Source organism: Bradyrhizobium sp. INPA03-11B, from assembly GCF_040446015.1.
Lineage (GTDB): Bacteria > Pseudomonadota > Alphaproteobacteria > Rhizobiales > Xanthobacteraceae > Bradyrhizobium > Bradyrhizobium macuxiense_A.
The window spans coordinates 1-18,988 of sequence record NZ_JASGSR010000043.1 but is presented as its reverse complement, the minus strand read 5'-3'; the positions used below and the strand labels follow the sequence as shown (position 1 = coordinate 18,988).

The 18,988-nt window shown below is 64.6% G+C and carries 18 protein-coding genes; 14 read left to right on the top strand and 4 right to left on the bottom strand.

Annotated features, from left to right (window positions below):
* The first annotated feature begins 227 nt into the window (after positions 1 to 227).
* The 10 genes from QMZ05_RS19540 (at position 228) to QMZ05_RS19495 (ending at position 10,283) form a co-directional block, all read left to right on the top strand.
* Positions 228 to 1,610 carry a M20 family metallopeptidase gene (locus tag QMZ05_RS19540; RefSeq protein WP_353702226.1) on the top strand — a complete coding sequence of 461 codons (1,383 nt, stop codon included), beginning with the start codon at positions 228 to 230 and terminating at the stop codon, positions 1,608 to 1,610.
* Between the two features lie 210 nt (positions 1,611 to 1,820).
* Positions 1,821 to 3,107 (top strand): MFS transporter, encoded by a 1,287-nt coding sequence (locus QMZ05_RS19535; RefSeq protein ID WP_353702225.1) that lies wholly within the window; start codon positions 1,821 to 1,823, stop codon positions 3,105 to 3,107.
* A 238-nt stretch (positions 3,108 to 3,345) separates the two neighbouring features.
* Positions 3,346 to 4,194 carry an IclR family transcriptional regulator gene (locus tag QMZ05_RS19530; RefSeq protein ID WP_353702224.1) on the top strand — a complete coding sequence of 283 codons (849 nt, stop codon included), beginning with the start codon at positions 3,346 to 3,348 and terminating at the stop codon, positions 4,192 to 4,194.
* Between the two features lie 188 nt (positions 4,195 to 4,382).
* A complete protein-coding gene (locus QMZ05_RS19525) occupies positions 4,383 to 4,799 on the top strand; it encodes a hypothetical protein (RefSeq protein WP_353702223.1) in 417 nt (138 codons plus the stop codon).
* A complete protein-coding gene (locus QMZ05_RS19520) occupies positions 4,796 to 5,659 on the top strand; it encodes an alpha/beta hydrolase (RefSeq protein ID WP_353702222.1) in 864 nt (287 codons plus the stop codon). Before QMZ05_RS19525 ends, QMZ05_RS19520 begins: the two co-directional genes overlap by 4 nt.
* 28 nt (positions 5,660 to 5,687) lie before the next feature.
* On the top strand, positions 5,688 to 6,599 hold the full coding sequence (locus QMZ05_RS19515; RefSeq protein ID WP_353702221.1) for an amino acid ABC transporter substrate-binding protein: 912 nt from the start codon (positions 5,688 to 5,690) through the stop codon (positions 6,597 to 6,599).
* Positions 6,600 to 6,863: 264 nt separating this feature from the next.
* Positions 6,864 to 7,595: an amino acid ABC transporter permease gene (locus tag QMZ05_RS19510; protein WP_353702220.1), complete on the top strand. Its 732-nt coding sequence runs from the start codon at positions 6,864 to 6,866 to the stop codon at positions 7,593 to 7,595.
* A 2-nt stretch (positions 7,596 to 7,597) separates the two neighbouring features.
* Positions 7,598 to 8,290 (top strand): ABC transporter permease subunit, encoded by a 693-nt coding sequence (locus tag QMZ05_RS19505; protein WP_353702219.1) that lies wholly within the window; start codon positions 7,598 to 7,600, stop codon positions 8,288 to 8,290.
* A 195-nt stretch (positions 8,291 to 8,485) separates the two neighbouring features.
* On the top strand, positions 8,486 to 9,217 hold the full coding sequence (locus QMZ05_RS19500; protein ID WP_050422850.1) for an amino acid ABC transporter ATP-binding protein: 732 nt from the start codon (positions 8,486 to 8,488) through the stop codon (positions 9,215 to 9,217).
* 199 nt (positions 9,218 to 9,416) lie between these two features.
* Positions 9,417 to 10,283, top strand: coding sequence for a D-amino-acid transaminase (locus QMZ05_RS19495; protein ID WP_353702218.1), 867 nt, complete (start codon positions 9,417 to 9,419; stop codon positions 10,281 to 10,283).
* Between the two features lie 198 nt (positions 10,284 to 10,481).
* On the opposite strand, the gene QMZ05_RS19490 is transcribed toward QMZ05_RS19495, so the two are convergent.
* The 3 genes from QMZ05_RS19490 to QMZ05_RS19480 form a co-directional block, all read right to left on the bottom strand.
* Positions 10,482 to 10,940 (bottom strand): carboxymuconolactone decarboxylase family protein, encoded by a 459-nt coding sequence (locus tag QMZ05_RS19490; protein ID WP_279710528.1) that lies wholly within the window; start codon positions 10,938 to 10,940, stop codon positions 10,482 to 10,484.
* Positions 10,941 to 10,967: 27 nt separating this feature from the next.
* Complete coding sequence (locus QMZ05_RS19485; protein ID WP_353702217.1) at positions 10,968 to 12,581, bottom strand: MDR family MFS transporter; 1,614 nt, start codon at positions 12,579 to 12,581, stop codon at positions 10,968 to 10,970.
* A 483-nt stretch (positions 12,582 to 13,064) separates the two neighbouring features.
* Entirely contained in the window at positions 13,065 to 14,213 is a 1,149-nt protein-coding gene (locus tag QMZ05_RS19480; protein WP_353702216.1) for an HlyD family secretion protein, read from the bottom strand.
* 143 nt (positions 14,214 to 14,356) lie between these two features.
* Between QMZ05_RS19480 and QMZ05_RS19475 the strand changes: the two genes are divergently transcribed.
* From QMZ05_RS19475 to mctP, 4 genes are all read left to right on the top strand, one after another.
* Positions 14,357 to 15,268, top strand: a complete 912-nt coding sequence (locus tag QMZ05_RS19475; protein WP_353702215.1) for a LysR family transcriptional regulator — start codon at positions 14,357 to 14,359, stop codon at positions 15,266 to 15,268.
* 249 nt (positions 15,269 to 15,517) lie between these two features.
* Positions 15,518 to 16,489, top strand: coding sequence for a tripartite tricarboxylate transporter substrate binding protein (locus QMZ05_RS19470; protein ID WP_353702214.1), 972 nt, complete (start codon positions 15,518 to 15,520; stop codon positions 16,487 to 16,489).
* Between the two features lie 148 nt (positions 16,490 to 16,637).
* On the top strand, positions 16,638 to 16,823 hold the full coding sequence (locus tag QMZ05_RS19465; RefSeq protein WP_028332977.1) for a DUF3311 domain-containing protein: 186 nt from the start codon (positions 16,638 to 16,640) through the stop codon (positions 16,821 to 16,823).
* Between the two features lie 10 nt (positions 16,824 to 16,833).
* Positions 16,834 to 18,324, top strand: a complete 1,491-nt coding sequence (gene mctP / locus QMZ05_RS19460; protein WP_353702213.1) for a monocarboxylate uptake permease MctP — start codon at positions 16,834 to 16,836, stop codon at positions 18,322 to 18,324.
* On the opposite strand, the gene QMZ05_RS19455 is transcribed toward mctP, so the two are convergent.
* On the bottom strand, positions 18,295 to 18,988 hold a 694-nt coding region (locus QMZ05_RS19455; RefSeq protein ID WP_353702212.1), incomplete at its 5' end, for a DUF6537 domain-containing protein. The genes mctP and QMZ05_RS19455 overlap by 30 nt on opposite strands.

Sequence of the window (18,988 nt, the reverse complement as noted above, 5' to 3'; positions counted from 1 at the left end):
GGTCGAAACCTTGAGCGCCGCTTCGATTGCTGCCCGGTCCGATGCCGGGCGTCCCACCATCAACTTGTTGCGACTTCCCACGTTTTGGCAAGGCCCCTTCTCGATTCACACCCTTCCGGTGGCGGGCCGATCCCGATAGGTTGCCGGCCTCCAGAAGCATGATCCGGATGTGCGACGCAGCGATCCGACGGGATCATGCCAAGACGCGACCGGACGAAGGAACAATCATGGCGACACGGGCCGACGCAATCGCAAACGTGCGGGAGCATTTTCAATCGGGACAATTCCTGAAGGAGCTGGACCGCAGGGTCGGCTATCAGACCGAAAGCCTCAACGCCGACAGGGCCGATGCGTTGCGCGCCTATCTGGTCGAGAATCTGCAGCCGGCCTTTGCTGAGCTCGATTTCAAGACCCGGCTGATCGAGTCGCCCACCGGCCGCGGGCCCTATCTGATCGCCGACTACCAGGAAGATGCCGCGCGGCCGACCGTGCTGACCTACGGCCATGGCGACGTCGTCGACGGCATGGTCGGCGAGTGGCGCGACGGGCTCAATCCCTGGCAGACCACCGTCAAGGGCGACCGCGTCTATGGCCGCGGCACCGCCGACAACAAGGGCCAGCATTCGATCAACATGGCCGCGCTGCGGGCAGTGAAGCAGGCGCGCGGCGGCAAGCTCGGCTTCAACGCCAAGTTCATCATCGAGACCGGCGAGGAGATCGGCTCGCCCGATCTGCGCGAGGTCTGCGAGGCGCATCGCGAGGAGCTGAAGGCCGATCTGTTCATTGCCTCCGACGGGCCGCGGCTGTCGGCGGAGCGGCCGACCATCTTCCTCGGCTGCCGCGGCGGCAACCGCATCCATCTCGACGTCAACCTGCGCGAGGGTGGCAACCATTCCGGCAATTGGGGCGGCGTGCTGGCCAATCCCGCCACGATCCTGGTGAACGCGATCGCGAGCCTGGTCGACGGCAAGGGCCGTATGAAGCTCGAGATCCTGAAACCGCCACCGATCTCGAACCGGGTCCGCGCCGCACTCGCCGACGTCGAGATCAAGCCGACGCCGGACGAACCTCAGCTGGCGGAGGGTTGGGGCGAGGAGGGCCTGACCGCGGCCGAGCGGCTCTATGCCTGGAACACGCTGGAAGTGCTGGCGATGTCGTCGGGCAATATCGACAAGCCGGCCAACGCGATTCCCGGCCATGCCAACGCGGTGCTGCAACTGCGCTTCGTGGTCGGCACGAAATATCTCGAAGTGATCGATGGGGTGCGCGACTATCTGCACAGGAACGGCTTTCCGATGGTCGAGGTCTCCGGCGCGCAGCGCTTTGGCGCCTCGCGCACCGACATGGACAGCCCGTGGATCGACTGGGCGGCGAACTCGATCCGCACCACGACAGGCAAGGCGCCGGCGGTGCTGCCGAACTTCGGCGGCTCGCTGCCCAACGACGTGTTCTCCGAAGGTCTCGGCCTGCCGACGATCTGGGTGCCGCATTCCTATCCAGGCTGCTCGCAGCACGCGCCCGATGAGCACATCCTGTTGCCGGTGACCGAGGAGGCGCTGACCATCATGGCCGGCCTGTTCTGGGATCTCGGCGAGACGCCACGCAAGTGACGCGCGTTGTTGTGCAAAGCAAAGACTGGATGGCTCCCTCGCCCCGCTCTTGCGGGGAGAGGGTGGGGTGAGGGGCTTCTCTCCACACGTGTGATCGACGTGAGACCTGTACCCCCTCACCCGGATTGCATCTGACGATGCAATCCGACCTCTCCCCGCAGGCGGGGAGAGGTGAAGCGAAGCAACGCCTGAAATGGCCAAGGAATGCAGATGGCACTATCGACGCCCTTCAATAGCCCGGCCGACGCCACCACTAAGAAAAACATCACCCGCCTGATTGTCGCGACCTCGGTCGGCAATGCGCTCGAATGGTACGACATCTCGGTCTACGCCTATTTCGCGGTCTACCTCTCCAAGGCGTTCTTCCCGGCCAATGATCCGACCACCTCGCTGCTGCTGACCTTCGGCGGTTTTGGCCTGTCGTTCCTGATCCGCCCGATCGGCGGCGTCGTGCTCGGCGCCTATGCCGACCGGCACGGCCGCAAGGCGTCGCTGATGCTGTCGATCGTGCTGATGACCTTTGGCACGCTGGTCCTTGCGCTGATGCCGACCTTTGAGACCATCGGCATCCTGGCGCCGATCGCGGTGATGCTGGCGCGGCTGGTGCAGGGCTTCTCCGCGGGCGGCGAGTTCGGTTCCTCGACCGCGTTCCTGGTCGAGCACATGCCGGAGCGGCGCGGCTTTGTCGCGAGCTGGCAGTTCGCGAGCCAGGGCGTCAGCGGCCTGCTCGGCGCCGGCTTCGGCGCGCTGCTGACGTCGGTGATGAGCCCGGAGGATCTGCAGTCCTGGGGCTGGCGGCTGCCGTTCCTGTTCGGCGTGCTGATCGGCCCGGTCGGCATCTACATCCGAAACTATGTCGATGACGCAACGCCGCCCCCGGTCGCTGGAAAGCAGGATTCGCCGGTCAGCGAAGTGCTCGCGCGGCAGAAGCTCGCCACGATTCTCGCGATCGGCGCGCTCGCGGTGTCGACCGCGGTGAATTATTTGATCGTCTACATGCCGACCTACGTGGTGAAGACGCTGAACCTGCCGCCGACGGTCGGATTCATGGCGGCGCTGGTCGCGCAGACCGCGGTCGCGCTGCTTGCGCCGATCGCGGGCTTTGTCTCCGACAAGATCGGACGCACCACGCACATGATCCTGTTTGCGCTGCTGCTGCTGGTCTCGATCTTCCCGGCCTTCCTGCTGCTCACCGGTAAGCCGACGCCGACCATCATCCTGCTCGGCGTGCTCTGGCTCGGCGTGCTCAAATCGCTGTATTACGGGCCGCTGGCCGCGTTGATGTCGGAGCTGTTTCCGCCGGCGACGCGTGCGACCGGGCTCGGTCTCAGCTACAATATCGGCGTCACATTGTTCGGCGGCATGGGGCCGGCGATCATGACCTGGATGGGCGGCTTTGCGCTGATCGGCGAGCTCGCGCCGGGCTATTATCTCACCGCGGTCTGCATCCTCAGCCTCGGCGCTCTCTTCACCATTCGAAGGATGCGGCTCGCATGATCCGAAAAAGTGCGAAGCGGTTTTTCGAGATGATCATGCTCAAATGGCGCCTGATTTCGTGAAACGAAATTCGAATGTCGCTATTGCTGCAAAGCAGCGTCGATAGTCTATATCATAGTTTCATCTGACGAAAGTATACGGTGTCCGCTGCACATCATCCGTTTTAGGATGATGTCCGCCGGGCGCATCTCTTCGTGCCCGGTTCACGAATTGGAATTGAGGCAAGGAAGGCCAGGGCATGAACGCCTCCACGACTGCGACCGCACGGACCAGCCGCAAGAGGCCACAGCCGGAGCCGGGTCAACCCGACAAGTTCAACGCGATCCAGAAGGTCTGCGCGATCCTGCGGGTGCTGGCGCAGCGCTCGCCGCTGCGGCTGACCGACATCGCCGACACCACCTCGCTGAACAAGGCGACCGCGCTGCGCATCCTCAACTCGCTGATCGAGGAAGGCTTCGTCAGCCGGGTCGCAGGCGCCAAGACCTATGAGCTCGGCCAGGAGGCGCGGGTGATGGCGGTCGGCGCGCGCCGCTCGGTCGACATCGCCGAGCTGGCGCAGCCGAGCCTGTTGCGGCTGTCGGAGCGGTCGGCCGACACGGCGCTGTTGTCGGTACGATCCGGCGTCGAGGCGCTGTATCTGGCGCGCTCGGTCGGCAGCCACCCGCTGCAACCGAACTATCTGCAGATCGGCAGCCGCCGTCCGCTCGGTGTCGGCGCCGGTGCGCTGGCGCTGTTGGTCTGGCTGCCGGATGCCGAGATCGAGGCCGTGATCGAGGTGATCGTGCCGCGGCTGGCGAAGTCGCCGCGCATCACGCCAAAATTCCTGCGCGAGCGGATCGCGGTGGCGCGCAAGGCCGGCCACACCGTGCTGCTCGACGCTGCATTCCCCGGCATGGGTGGTGTCGGCGTTCCGGTCCGCGACGATGCCGGCGAGGTGGTCGCCGCGCTGTCGATCGGTGCCGCCACCGACCGCATCCGCCGCCGCGAGAGCGAGCTTGCCGACATGCTGAAGAAGGAAGCCCAGGTGCTGGCCCGCGCGATGGCCCAGGCGCCGAAGAACGTGCGGTCGGCGAAGGCTATAAGCTGACCGGATTGCGCGTCCGGATTTGGCAGTTCCTGGCAGCAGGGGCTTTGGGCGTTCCGGCCTGCGCGCTGACCGGGCGGATCCGTTTAATCAAGCGATTAATCTGAGGAACCCAAGGGCGTCAGCGGCTTGCGAGAACGGGCGGTTGCCGTCATCATGGCCGCGCTCGCCGAGGAAACCTGCCCAACAAGATGACGCTATCGCCTGACGCCACCGACGACGCTGTGACGACGGCGTTTGCCGGCCTTCCCGCATTGCTCGACCAGGCGCCTCGGCTGGTCTCGCGCGGCCGGCTGCTCGATTGCGACTGCCTGATCGGCCCGATGGCGCGGCCGTTTCATGCCGCGATCCGCACCGGGCGCATCGTCGAGCTCGTGCCTTCGCCGGTCCTGATGCGCTCGTGGCGCTTTTGCTATCGCGCGACGCCGCAGGCCTGGGCCGCCTATTGGCAGGCCGAGCCGAAACCCGGCTGGCACGATCTGCTGGCGCTGACCAAGCGCGGCGAGGCGGTGCTGGAAGGCGATCTGCATCCCTTCATGGCGCATCTGCAATACTTCAAGGACCTGCTGGCGCTGCCGCGGCAGCATTTCGCGGCGGCCGCCTCATGAACGGCACTATCACGAACGGCACCGTCGAGCCGATGGTCGGCCGCTACGTTCACGTCGAGATCGGCGGCGAGCTGCACCGCATCTATTTCGAGGAGAACGGCACGGGCATCCCGTTGGTCTGCCTGCACACCGCGGGATCAGATGCGCGGCAGTGGCGGCATCTGCTCGCGGATGCGCAATTTGCCGAAAATTTCCGCGTCATTGCCTTCGATATGCCCTGGCATGGCAAGTCGAATCCGCCGAAAAGCTGGACCGGCGATGAATACCAACTCACCACCGCGCGCTACACCGAGACCATCCGCGCCTTCTGTCGTGCATTGGGGCTGGAGAAGCCCGTCGTGATGGGCTGCTCGATCGGCGGCCGCATCGTGCTCAACCTCGCGATCGAACATGCCGCCGAGTTCCGCGCGCTGATCGGGCTCGAGGCTGCCGATTTCCAGACGCCGTGGTATGACACCGACTGGCTGAACCGTCCGGACGTTCACGGCGGCGAAGTCTGCGCAGCGCTGGTGTCGGGGCTGATCGCGCCGCAGAGCCCCGAAGCTGCGCGGATGGAAACGCTGTGGGGCTACAAGCAGGGCGGTCCCGGCGTGTTCAAGGGCGACCTGTATTTCTACCGTGTCGATGGCGACCTGCGCGGCCGGGTCGCGTCAATCGATACTAAAGTATGCAAGCTCTATTTGCTCACGGGCGAGTATGATTTCTCCTGCACGCCCGAGGACACGAGGCGGACAGCAGCGGCTATAGGGGGCGCCAGCGTCACGATCATGGAGCAGCTCGGTCATTTTCCGATGAGCGAGAATCCGGAGCAGTTTCGCCGCTACATCGCACCCATCCTCGCCGACATTCTCACGCATTGAATCGACCGTTCCACGAAGGAGTAGACGTATGACACGCAAATTTCTCATCGGCTTCGCGGTCGCCGCCGCATTCGGCGCGAGCCAGGCGCAGGCCGAGGAGCTGACCGGAACGCTGAAGAACATCAAGGACACCGGCGCGATCACGCTCGGCTATCGCGATTCTTCGATTCCGTTCTCCTATCTCGACGACAACCAGCAGCCCGTCGGCTACGCCATGGATATCTGCTACAAGATCGTCGATGCCGTGAAGAAGGAGCTCAAGCTCGACAAGCTCGACGTCAAGCTCAACCCGGTGACCTCGGCAACCCGTATCCCGCTGATGGCCAACGGCACCGTCGACCTCGAATGCGGCTCGACCACCAACAATGCCGAGCGCCAGAAGCAGGTCTGGTTCACCAACACCCACTTCCTGACCGCCAGCCGCTACGTCTTCAAGAAGTCGAGCGGGCTGAAGTCGATCGACGATCTGAAGGGCAAGTCGGTGGTCTCGACCGCCGGCACCACCAACATCAAGCAGCTCACCGAAGCCAATGTCGCGCGCGGCCTCGGCGCCAACATCATTCCGGCCAAGGATCACGCCGAAGCCTTCCTGATGGTCGAGACCGACCGCGCGGTCGCCTTCGTGATGGACGACATCCTGCTCGCGAGCCTCGTCGCCGGCTCGAAGTCGCCGGGCGACTACGTCATCTCCAAGGATGCGTTCTCCAAGCCGGAGCCGTACGGCATCATGCTGCGCAAGGATGACGTGCCGTTCAAGAAGGTCGTCGACGCCGCCACCGCGGCGCTCTACACCAGCGGCGAAGGCGAGAAGATCTACGACAAGTGGTTCATGCAGAAGATTCCGCCGAAGGGCCTGACCCTCAACGTCGAGCTCGGGCCGGAGTTGAAGCACGAATTCGCCAAGCCGTCGGACTCGCCGGATCCGGATTCGTACAAGTAAGGGAGTCCAACTCCTTCCGCGTCATTGCGAGCGGAGCGAAGCAATCCATTGCCACCGAGCGTACGGACACATGGATTGCTTCGTCGCTATCGCTCCTCGCAATGACGGGGACAGGCCCGCCTCTTGAGGGCGGGTTTGCTAAAGTAAGCGTGTCCGGCCATTTTTGGAGGAGAATGGCCGGACATTTGCATATCGTCGGCGCATCGCGTTTGGATGCGCAGACGTTGCCGTCAAGCGTGACCGGCGCGGCCGCGTGGGGGACCCGTGAACTATAATTGGAACTGGCACATCTTTCTTGAGCCGAACCCGATGGGGACCGGCACCTATCTCGACCTGCTGCTGTCGGGACTGGTGGTCACCGTCAAGGTCTCGGTGCTCGCCTGGATCATCGCGCTGGTGTCCGGCTCGGTGATCGGCGTGCTGCGCACGCTGCCGTCGCGGACGGCGTCCTGGATCGGCTTCTGCTGGGTCGAATTCTTCCGCAACATGCCGCTCCTGGTGCAGCTGTTCCTGTGGTTCTTCGTGCTGCCCGAATTGCTGCCGAGATCCGCCGGGCTGTGGCTGAAGCAGTTGCCGAATGCGCCGTTCTGGACCGCCGCGATCGGCGTCGGCCTGTTCATGTCGGCGCGCGTCGCCGTGCAATTGCAGGCCGGCATCACCTCGCTGCCGCGCGGCCAGAAACAGGCTTCGACCGCGCTCGGCCTCACCACGGAGCAGACCTATCGCTACGTGCTGCTGCCGATGGCGTTTCGCATCATCCTGCCGCCGCTGACCTCCGAGTTCCTCAACACCATCAAGAACAGCGCGGTCGCCATCACCATCGGCCTGATCGAGCTGACCGGCGAGGCGCGGTCGATGCAGGAGTTCTCGTTCCAGGTGTTCGAGGCCTTCACGGCAGCAACGGTGCTCTATCTTCTCCTCAATTTCGTCGTGGTCACCGCGATGCGCTTCCTCGAGCGCTACGTCGCGATCCCCGGCTACATCACGGGCAAATGACGATGCTCGGCAATTTCGATTTCGACGTCATCCGCCGCGCACTGCCCTATCTGTTCCTCGAGGGCATGCGCTTCACGCTGACCTTGACGGCGCTCGCAGCGTTCGGCGGCCTGGTGTTCGGCACCCTGATCGCCTTGATGCGGTTGTCGAGCTACAAGGTGCTCGGGCGCATCGCCGGCTTCTATGTCGACTTCATCCGCTCGCTGCCGCTGGTGCTGGTGATCTTCTGGTTCTACTTCCTGGTGCCGTATATCGGGCAGTGGGTGACCGGCGCGTCGCGGCCGATCACTGTCGGCGCCTTCGCCTCCTCGCTGATCACCTTCATCGCATTCGAGGCGGCCTATTTCTCCGAGATCATGCGCGCCGGCATCCAGTCGATCTCGAAGGGACAGCCGGCTGCGGCCAGCGCGCTCGGCCTGACCTATGCGCAGTCGATGCGCTACGTCGTGCTGCCGCAGGCGTTCCGCAACATGCTGCCGGTGCTACTGACCCAGACCATCGTGCTGTTCCAGGACACCTCGCTGGTCTACGTGCTGTCGATCCCGGATTTCCTCGGCGCCGCCAGCAAGGTCGCGCAGCGCGACGGCCGTCTGGTCGAAATGTACCTGTTCGCCGCGCTCGTCTACTTCGTTATTTCCTGTGTCGCGTCCTTTGGTGTCCGCCGCCTGCAGGCGCGCATCGCCATTGTAAGGTAGTTTTTACATGCGGATTTCAGTTCGGGGCACGGACCCCTTCACCTCTCCCACAGGGAGAGGTCGGCGCGTAGCGCCGGGTGAGGGGCTTCGGCCTATCGATGGAGTTGAACCCCTCACCCGGATCGCAAGCGCGATCCGACCTCTCCCCATGGGAGAGGTGTTCAAAGCGAGCCCGTTGCAACCTTTGAGTCAAACATGATCGAGATCAATCACGTCAATAAATGGTACGGGCCGACCTTCCAGGTGCTGAAGGACTGCACCACCAGCGTCGCCAAGGGCGAGGTGGTGGTGGTCTGCGGCCCGTCCGGCTCGGGCAAGTCCACCCTGATCAAATGCGTCAACGCGCTGGAGCCGATCCAGGGCGGCGACATCGTGCTCGACGGCGTCAAGGTCAACGATCCCAAGACCGACCTGCCGAAGCTGCGCTCGCGTGTCGGCATGGTGTTCCAGCACTTCGAGCTGTTCCCGCATCTGCGGATCATCGACAATCTCCGCCTCGCGCAGGAGAAGGTCTTGGGCCGCAAGTCTGAGGATGCCACCGCCAAGGGCATGAAGCTGCTGGAGCGCGTCGGGCTGAAGGAGCATGCCAAGAAGTTTCCGGCCGAATTGTCCGGCGGTCAGCAGCAGCGCGTCGCGATTGCACGCGCGCTTGCGATGGACCCGATCGCGATGCTGTTCGACGAGCCGACCTCGGCGCTCGACCCGGAAATGATCAGCGAGGTGCTCGACGTCATGGTCGACCTCGCCCGCGAGGGCATGACCATGATGGTGGTGACCCACGAAATGGGCTTCGCCAATAAGGTCGCCGACCGCGTCATCTTCATGGACCGCGGCGAGATCGTCGAGGACGCCAAGAAGGCCGACTTCTTCGGCACGCCGCGCAGCGACCGCGCGCAGAAGTTCTTGTCGAAGATCCTGCAGCACTGAGGCATCGGTCCTTCCTCCGTCATTGCGAGGAGCGCCAGCGACGAAGCAATCCATCTATCCGCGTGTGCGGAGCCATGGATTGCTTCGCTGCGCTCGCAATGACGGGGAAGGGCCACGGGGCCCCTCAGGGGTTTTCCCCCGTTAACATTTTGCGTATACGAAGGCCTGAAACTCCCCCTTCGTCCGCAGGAGAACTCGCGTGGAAAAGATCGCTTACGTCAACGGCTCGTACGTGCCGCATTCCGAGGCCAAGGTCTCGGTGTTCGACCGCGGCTTCCTGTTTGCCGACGGCATCTACGAGGTGGCGGCGGTGCTCGAGGGCAAGCTGATCGACAATGCCTCGCATCTGGCGCGGCTGAAGCGCTCGGTGGGCGAGATCCAGCTTGCGCTGCCGGAGACGCTGGAGCGGATCGAGGAGATCCAGAAGGAGCTGGTCAAGCGCAACGACCTCGTCAACGGCATGGTCTATCTCGAGGTTACCCGCGGCGCCGACAAGGGACGCGACTTCGCCTTCCCGAAGGCAGAGGCGAACGTCAAGCCGACCCTCGTGATGTTCACCTCGGAAAAGGACATCATCAACGCGCCCTCGGCCAAGACCGGCATCAACGTCATCACGGTGCCCGACATCCGCTGGGAGCGGCGCGACATCAAGAGCGTGGCGCTGCTCGCGCAAGTGCTGGCCAAGCAGGCCGCGGCCGCGGCCGGCGCCGGCGAGGCCTGGATGATCGAGGACGGCAAGGTCACCGAGGGCGGCTCGTCCTCGTCCTTCATCGTCACCCAGGACGACGTCATCGTGACGCGCCAGAACGGCAACGAGATCCTGCCCGGCTGCACCCGCAAGGCCGTGGTCAAGCTCGCCGAGGAGCGCCAGCTCCGCATCGAGGAACGCGCCTTCACGGTCGAGGAAGCGCTCGCCGCCAAGGAAGCCTTCATCACCAGCGCCTCGGTGTTCGTGCAAGGCGTGGTCGCGATCGACGGCAACAAGGTCGGCAACGGCAAGGTCGGCCCGATCACCGACCGCCTGCGCGAGATCTATGTCGAGTTCGCAAAGGCGACCGCGGTTTAGGGTCGATTGGCGCGAAAGGTAGACCCGTCATCCCCGCGCAAAGGCTTCGCCTTTGTCGCTGGAGGTGCGAGCGGAGCGAGCCTTGAAGGATGCACGGCCCCGCGGCTGGGCCGTCGACCCTTCGAGACGCGCTACGCGCTCCTCAGGGTGACGGTGATAGACTGTGCGCACCGCTGAATTTCCGACGCGCGTCACCGCTCACGCCGCCACCTTCACCTTCACCGGATGCACCGCGCGGAAGCCGATCGCGATCCGGTTCCAGGCGTTGATGGCGCCGATCAGCGTGGTCAGGTTGACCAGCTCGCTGTCGGTGAACTGGGCCCGCACGGCCTCGTAGTCGGCATCGGGCGCGTGCGTCTCCGACACCAGCGTCAATGCCTCGGTCCAGGCCAGCGCCGCGCGCTCGCGCTCGCTGTAGAGCGGCGACTCGCGCCAGGCATTGAGCAGATAGAGCCGCTGCTCGGTCTCGCCGTGCTTGCGGGCATCCTCGGTGTGCATGTTGATGCAGTAGGCGCAGCCGTTGATCTGCGAGGCGCGGGTCTTGACCAGCTCGATCAGCGATTGCTCGAGACCGCTCGCATTGATCTGGCTCTCGACGGCGACCAGCGCTTTGATGGTTTCGGGGGCGGCCTGATAGAAGTTCAGACGGGGTTTCATGGTCGTTCTCCTTGGTTGTGATCTAGGTTAGTGCGCACCGCCGCCAGCGAGCTGGCCGGGTTTCTTCAGGAACAGTGTCGCCGCCAGCGCGACGATCAGCGCCACGCCGAGCAGATAGAAGGTGTCGCTGAAGGCGAGGATGTAGGCCTGCTTCTGCACGATCTTGCCGATCGCGCCGATGGCGCGGTTGGCGGCCGACGCCGGATCGGCGACGCCATGGTTCATGAAATACTGCGTCAGCTGGTCGATCCGGCTGCGCGTCGCCTGCTCCAGCAGCGACACCGACTGCATCAGCACGTTGGAGTGATACTGCTCGCGCTTGGTCAGGACCGTCTGCAGCACTGCGATGCCGACCGCGCCGCCGAGATTGCGCATCATGTTGAACAAAGCGGACGCCGAGCCCGCGTTCTCCAGCTCGATGCCGGCGGTTGCCACCGCCGACAGCGGGGCCATCACCAGGGCCTGGCCGATGGCGCGGACGATGTTGGGCCAGAACAGCTGGTCGGTGGCGTAGTCGTTGGTCATGAAGATGTTCATGAAGTTGGAGCCGGCGAACAGCGCGAAGCCGACGCTGATGATGATGCGGGGGTCGAAGCGCTGCATCAGCCGCGGCACCAGCGGGATCAGCAGGAGTTGCGGCAGCCCGGTCCAGGCCAGCACCATGCCGATCTGCTCGGCGTTGTAGCCCTGGATGCGCGACAAATACTGCGGCAGGATGAACACCGAGCCGTACAGCGCGATGCCGAGCAGGAAGTTGGCCAGCATGCCGAAGCCGAAATTGCGGCGGGCGAGCAGGCGCAGATTGAGCAGCGGCTTCTCGACGGTGAATTCGACGATCAGGAAGGCGACCAGCGCAACGGCTGCGATGACCGACAGGCGCACGATGAAGGGCGAGCCGAGCCAGTCGTCCTTGTTGCCTTCCTCCAGCACGGTCTGCAGCGCGGCGAGGCCGATCGCCATGGTGATGATGCCGAGCCAGTCGCCCTGACGGAGCAGCGACACCTTCATCGGGCTCGGATCGAGCGAGACGTACAGCATCGCGATCATCACGGCGCCGGGCACCAGATTGACGTAGAAGATGTACTGCCAGCCCCAGTTCTCGGTGAGATAGCCGCCGATGGTCGGGCCGATCGCGGGCGCGAACGTCGCCGACAGCGCGAACATCGCGAGTCCGATCGGCTGCTTCGCCTTGGGCAGCAGCGTGATGATCAGCGTGAACGCCATCGGGATCAGCACGCCGCCGGTAAAGCCCTGCACCGCGCGCAGCGCGATCATCTGCGGCAGGTCCTGCGCCAGCGCGCACGCCGCCGAGAACACCAGGAACAGGGCGGCATTGGTGAGCAGATAGATCCGCACCGAGAACACCTGCGCGAGCCAGCCGGACAGCGGGATCACCACGATCTCGGCGATCAGGTACGAGGTCGAGATCCAGCCACCATCATCGATCCCGGCGCCGATCGCGCCCTGCACGTCGGCGAGCGAGGCATTGACGATCTGGATGTTGAGCACCGCCATGAACGCGCCGAGCGTGGAGCCGATCACCGCAATCCAGGTCCTGGCCGGGATCACGGGTGTTGCAGGCGCTGCTGGGGCGGTGGGGGCAGCGTTGGCGGCATTGGCTGTGGGCTGGAGTGCGGTCATCGTGGTGTTCTCTCGCTTACCCACTCAACATGTATTGGGCGGCCGCCTTCGATAATCCGGGAAAGACTGGAAGGATTGTCCGTTCTCGATTGATAATGGGCGCGTGGCTGCGACTGCGGTTGTGGTTCGGCGCGTCGTTCGGTGTGTCGATTAGTGAGGTGAGCACGCTGGATTGGCTCCCTCCCCCCTTGTGGGGGAGGGTGGGGAGAGGGGTGGCCCCGGGCGCTGACGTCAGAGATTTGGTGCGAGGTGTTTCAATCTTGCCGTACACGTCACTCTCGACAGCGGCCTCATCGCAAACCAACAAGCGCCAGCGCAAGCGGCACCCCTCTCCCCAACCCTCCCCCACAAGGGGGGAGGGAGCCCTTCCGCCGGCGCTTGCGGCGCGAAGGAGAAGCGAGCAGGGAGGACGGCACAGCAAAACGCGATCGACCACCGATGGGGTGATCGATCGCGCCAAGCCGGTTGAAGAAGTGCTTCGGCCTAGCCGCCGCTCGGCCGCGCCGCTGATGCCAGCCGCCGCTTCTGCTCGCGCTCGGCCAGCACCGTTGCCTTGGTGTTGACGGTCGGGATCGCCGACATGCCCGGCCGCAGCAAGCCGGTCAGGCTGTGATCGTCGAGCACGATCTTCACCGGCACGCGCTGCACGATCTTGGTGAAATTGCCGGTGGCGTTGTCGGGCGGCAGCAGCGCGAATTCGAGGCCGCTCGCCGGCGACAGGCTGTCGACATGGCCCTTCAGCGTGGTGCCGCGAAAGCTGTCGACGGTGAGCTCGACCGGCTGGCCGTTGCGCACATGGGTCAGCTGCGTCTCCTTGAAATTGGCGACCACATAGACCGCATCCAGCGGCACCACCGCCATCAGCTGGGTGCCGGCCTGCACATATTGCCCGACGCGCAGCGTGCGGGCGCCGACCGTGCCGTCGACCGGCGCGGTGATCTTCGCGTAGGACAGGTTCAGCTCAGCCTGTTGCTCGACCGCGCGGGCGCGATCGACTTGCGCTGCGGCCTGGGCGCGCTGGGTGGTCAGCACGTCGACCTTGCGCTGCGCCGCCGACAGCGCCGACTTGGCGTGCTGCAATTGCGCGGTGTTGGCGCGCAGTGCGGCGTCGGTCTGCTGCGCGCGTTGAATGGTGCCGGAGCCGGACTTCATCAGCCCGTCGTAGCGGGTCTGCTCCTCCTGGGCGAATTTCAGATTGGCCTCGGCGGCGGTGACGTCGGCGGTGCTCTGGTCGATGATCGGCTGCTGCAATTCGAGCTGGGCGTCGAGGTTGCGCACCGAGGCTTCCGCGGCGTTGACGTCGGCTTTGGCCTGACCGAGCGCGGTGCGGTAATCGCGGTCGTCGATCTCAGCCAGCAGCTGGCCGGCCTTCACCGGCTGGTTGTCGGTGACCAGCACCTTGGCGATGTACCCGGACACCTTCGGGGCGATGATGGTGGAGTCCGCCTTCACATAGGCGTCGTCGGTGGACTCCAGATAGCGGCCGGTGGTGACGTAGTCGTAGCCAAAGTCGCCGGCCACGGCGATGCCGAGCAGGGCGGCGAGCCCGAGGCTCACCCGCTTGACCGTTTGCCGCGACGGGCGGAGACCGATTTTGGCCGGTTCTTCAGGGACATAGGTGGTCGTCGACATGGTCTTCTCCTGGCCGAACATTCGCGTCCTTCCAGAAAGGGCGCCAGTTACGGCCCCTTAGATGCAATGTCCTCCCCGCTGTGATAATCCCGATAAAACTGGAAGCATTATCAAGCCAGCGCTGATAATCCGGACCTTGCCGCATGGATCGCCTGACCAGTTTGACCGCGTTCGTCCGGGTCGTGGATTCCGGCGGCTTTTCCGCGGCCGGCCGCAAGCTCAACATGTCCACCACAATGGTGAGCAACCACGTCCAGTCGCTGGAGGACCGGCTCGGCGCCCGTCTGCTCAACCGCACCACGCGCAAGGTCAGCCTCACCGAGGTCGGCCAGGCCTATTACGACCGCTGCGTCCAGATCCTCGCCGACATTGAGCAGGCCGATGAGGTCGCCGGTGCGCAACAATCGGTGCCGCGCGGCACGCTGCGCATCTTCACCAACACGCATCTGGTGCAATTCCTGTCGCCGGCGGTCGCTGAGTTCCTGGCGACCTATCCGGAGGTCAAGGTCGATCTCGCGATCGGCGAGCGCAACGCCGACCTGATCGACGAGAATTACGATCTCGCGGTGCGCATGACCCCGCCGCCGGACTCCAGCCTGATCGTGCGCACCATCGCGACCTGGCGCCACGTGCTGTGCGCGTCCCACGGCTATATCGCGCAGCAGGGCAAGCCCGAACAACTCGCCGATCTCTCCGTGCGCAATTGCATGCGCCACGCCAACTACCCCTATGGCGACGAATGGCGCTTCGCCGACCGCAAGGGCACGCCGGCCGCGGTGCGCGTTTCCGGCAATTTGGTCTCCAACAGCGGCGAGACGCTGAAGCTCGCGGCGCTCGCCGGTGTCGGCGTCTTCCTCGCGGCAGGCTTCCTGGTCCGCGACGAGCTGGAGTCCGGCCAATTGGTGCGGCTGCTGCCCGAATACCGGCCGGTCGAGCTCACGATGAACGCGATCTATCCGCACCGCCATCATCTCTCGGCGAAGGTGCGCACCTTCATCGACCTCCTGGTGCGCCACGCCACCGAGCAGCAGAAGCTGATCAATCCGTATTCGTGAGGCGGTTAAGCCGGCTTTGCGGGAAGTACGCACTCCGATCTCTCCCCGTCATCCTGAGGAGCCGCGAAGCGGCGTCTCGAAGGATGAATCGGCCACGGCGCGGGCCGTGCATCCTTCGAGACGCGCTACGCGCTCCTCAGGATGACGGGACTAACAGCTCAACACTTCCTCCAGCGTCATGACGGACCAGCATCCCTTGCATGGCATGTGCGTGTATCAAGAACCCACCGCCTGCCGCCGGGGCCCGCCATGCCGCTTCGTCTTCTCGCATCGCTCCTGTTCGCGCTCGCAGCATGCGTGCTGCCGCACACGCCTTCGCGCGCGGCCTATCCCGACCACATCGTCAAGATCGTAGTGCCGTTCGCGCCGGGCGGCGGGACTGATGTGGTGGCGCGCACGCTGGCGCAGGAGATGCAGAAGGATCTCGGCGTCACCGTCATCATCGAGAACAAGCCGGGGGCGGGCACCATCATCGGCACGCAGAGCGTCGCCGCGAGCCCACCCGATGGCTACACGCTGCTGATGGCGACCTTCGCCAACGCGGTCAATCCGAGCCTCTACCGCAAGCTGCCCTACGACGCGCACAAGGATCTTGCTCCCGTCGCACTGGTGGCGCGGTCGTTCAACGTCGTGGTGGTCAATCCGTCCTCGCCGATCAAGTCGATCGGCGACCTGATCGCCGCCGCGAAGGTTGATCCGGAAAAACTGTCCTACGGCACTTATGGCACCGGCACCTCGGCGCACCTTGCCGGCGAATTGTTCAAGCATCTCGCAGGCGTCAATCTCACCACCGTGCCCTACAAGGGCGCGGCGCCGGGGATTACCGACCTGTTGGGCGGCCAGATCCAGGTGATGTTCACGACGGTGGCAAGCTGCGCCTCGCTGGTCGAGGCCGGGCAATTGCGCGCGATCGCCGTGACCTCGGCTGAGCGCTCTGCGTCATTCCCGAAACTGCCGACGGTGTCCGAAGCCGGCGTGCCGGGCTACGCCGCGGAATCCTGGTACGGACTTTATGCACCTGCGAACACACCGCCTGAGATCATCGACCGCCTCAACAAGTCTGCGGCCATGGCGGTGCAGGCGGAGGCCTTCAAGAAGCTCAGCGTCAATGAGGGCCTCGTGATGGTGGCGCAGCCTCCGGCCGAGCTCGACCGCTACTTCGCCGGCGAAGAGGCGCGCTGGCGCAAGGTGATTGAGGACGCCGGCATCAAGGCCGAGTAGGCTGCCTGCCCGGGCTGGCGATCACATCTTTTTGCATCGCCATGCCGCAACTGTGATTCTAGACGCAACGAATGGTTCCTGGGGTCGTTGATGACGGGACGCCGGCAAGCCTGCCGGTTTGGATCGCGCCCTGGGCTGGGAGAGGACCATGTGGATTCTGTTGCTGCTGCCGTTCATCGGCTTGCTATGGGTACCGTTCTATAATTTCGTCGAGCCGTCGCTGTTCGGCTTTCCCTTCTTCTACTGGTACCAGCTCGCCTGGGTGCCGATCTCCTCGCTGCTGATCTGGCTGGTCTATCGCAGCCGGCGGCCCGATGCCGACGAGCAGCGGTGAGGGGGCAGCCATGACCGATCACATCGCCTGGGTGGCGCTCTCCGTCTTCGTCTTCTTCTTTGCGCTCGTCACCGTGATGGGCTTTTTCGCCGCGCGTTGGAAATCCGGCCCGGTTAGCGAGCATCTCGACGAGTGGGGTCTCGGCGGCCGCCAGTTCGGCACCTGGATCACCTGGTTCCTGGTCGGCGGCGATTTCTACACCGCCTACACCGTGATCGCAGTGCCCGCGCTGGTCTATGCGGTCGGCGCCTACGGCTTCTTCGCGCTGCCCTACACCATCATCGTCTATCCCTTCGTGTTCGCCGTGATGCCGGTGCTGTGGAAGAAGGCCCATGCCAACGGCTATGTCACCGCCGCAGATGTGGTCCACGGCGCCTATGGCTCGCGCGCGCTCGAGCTCGCGGTGGCGCTGACCGGCCTGGTCGCGACCATGCCCTACATCGCGCTGCAGCTGATCGGTATGGAGGTCGTGATCAAGGCGATGGGCCTGAGCGGCGAACTGCCGATCATCGCCGCGTTCGTGATCCTCGCGCTCTATACCTACAGCTCCGGCCTGCGCGCGCCGGCCCTGATCGCCTTCGTCAAGGACATCATGATCTACATCGTGGTGCTGACGGCAGTGGTCGTGGTGCCCTCGAAGCTCGGCGGCTACGGCGCGGTGTTCTCGGCCGCCAACGACGCCTTCATCGCGAAGGGCGGCGCCACCGGACTAACGCTGAAGCCTTCGCAGTATCTGCCCTATGCGACGCTGGCGCTCGGCTCGGCGCTCGCCGCCTTCATGTATCCGCACACGCTGACCGGAATCTTCGCCTCGAAGTCGGCGGATACCATCCGCAAGAACGCGATCCTGCTGCCGGCCTATACGCTCTTGCTCGGTCTGATCGCGCTGCTCGGCTACATGGCCTATGCCGCCAACATCAAGGTGACGTCGCCGAACGACGTGGTGCCGATGCTGTTCAAGACCCTGTTCCCGGAATGGTTCGCGGGCTTCGCGTTCGCAGCGATCGCGATCGGTGCGCTGGTGCCGGCCGCGGTGATGAGCATCGGCGCCGCCAACCTGTTCACCCGCAATGTCTGGAAGTCCTATGTCAATCCGGACATCTCGCATGCCGGTGAGGCTTCGGTGGCCAAGATCACCTCGCTGGTGGTGAAGGTCGGTGCGCTGGCCTTCATCCTGTTCCTGCCGACGCAATATGCGCTCGACCTGCAACTGCTCGGCGGCCTCTGGATCGTGCAGACGCTGCCGGCGCTGGTGTTCGGCCTGTTCACCGTCTGGTTCCGCGCCGAGGGCCTGCTGCTCGGCTGGGCCGTCGGCATCGGCTGGGGCACCTACACGGCGTGGAGCAACGGGCTGAAGCCGCTCGCCAGCATCTCGCTCGGCGATGCCAGCTACACCTTCTATGTTGGGCTCGGTGCGCTCTTGCTCAACATCGTGGTGGCGGTGCTGGCGAGCCTCGTGGTCGGCTTGATCTCACCCGCCAAGCGCGGCGCGGCGGCCTGAGCCGTCGCCCGTATCCGACGGGACGGAGGTGAGAAATGCGGTCAGCCGCGCCACCTCCGCCTTGGTCTTGTCGATCGCGGCGTCTTTGACCGGCCCATAGCCGCGGATTTCCATTGGCGCCTTTGCAATCGCTGTGAGATCGGGCAGGCGGGCGGCATCGAGCTTGCCGATGATCATATCGATCAGCGCCTCGTACCAAGTGATCAGTTCGCGCTCGGCCCGGCGCTCCGCGGTGTAGCCGAACACATCGAACGGCGTGCCACGCAGTCCTTTCAGGCCCGCGAGCAACCGCAGCGGCGTCTGGATCCATTGCCCGAACGCGCGCTTCTTCGGCCGGCCCCGCGCATCGCGCCGCGCCGGGAGGAAGGGCGGGGCGAGATGATACTGTACCGTGAAGTCGCCATCGAATGTGCGCTTGAGCTCGTCGAGGAAGCCCGTCTGCATATGCAGCCGCGCCACCTCGTATTCGTCCTTGTAGGCCATCAGCTTGAACAGCGACCGTGCGACGGCGTCGGTGAGTGGGAGATTCCGATTGTTTGCGACGGCATAGCCACTTGCTCCCGCCTCTCCCGCTTGCGGGGGAGGCCGTAACGCATCGTCAGATGCGTTGCGGGTGGGGGCTCTCTCCACGATACGATTCGGGGAGAGACCCCCACCCCAACCC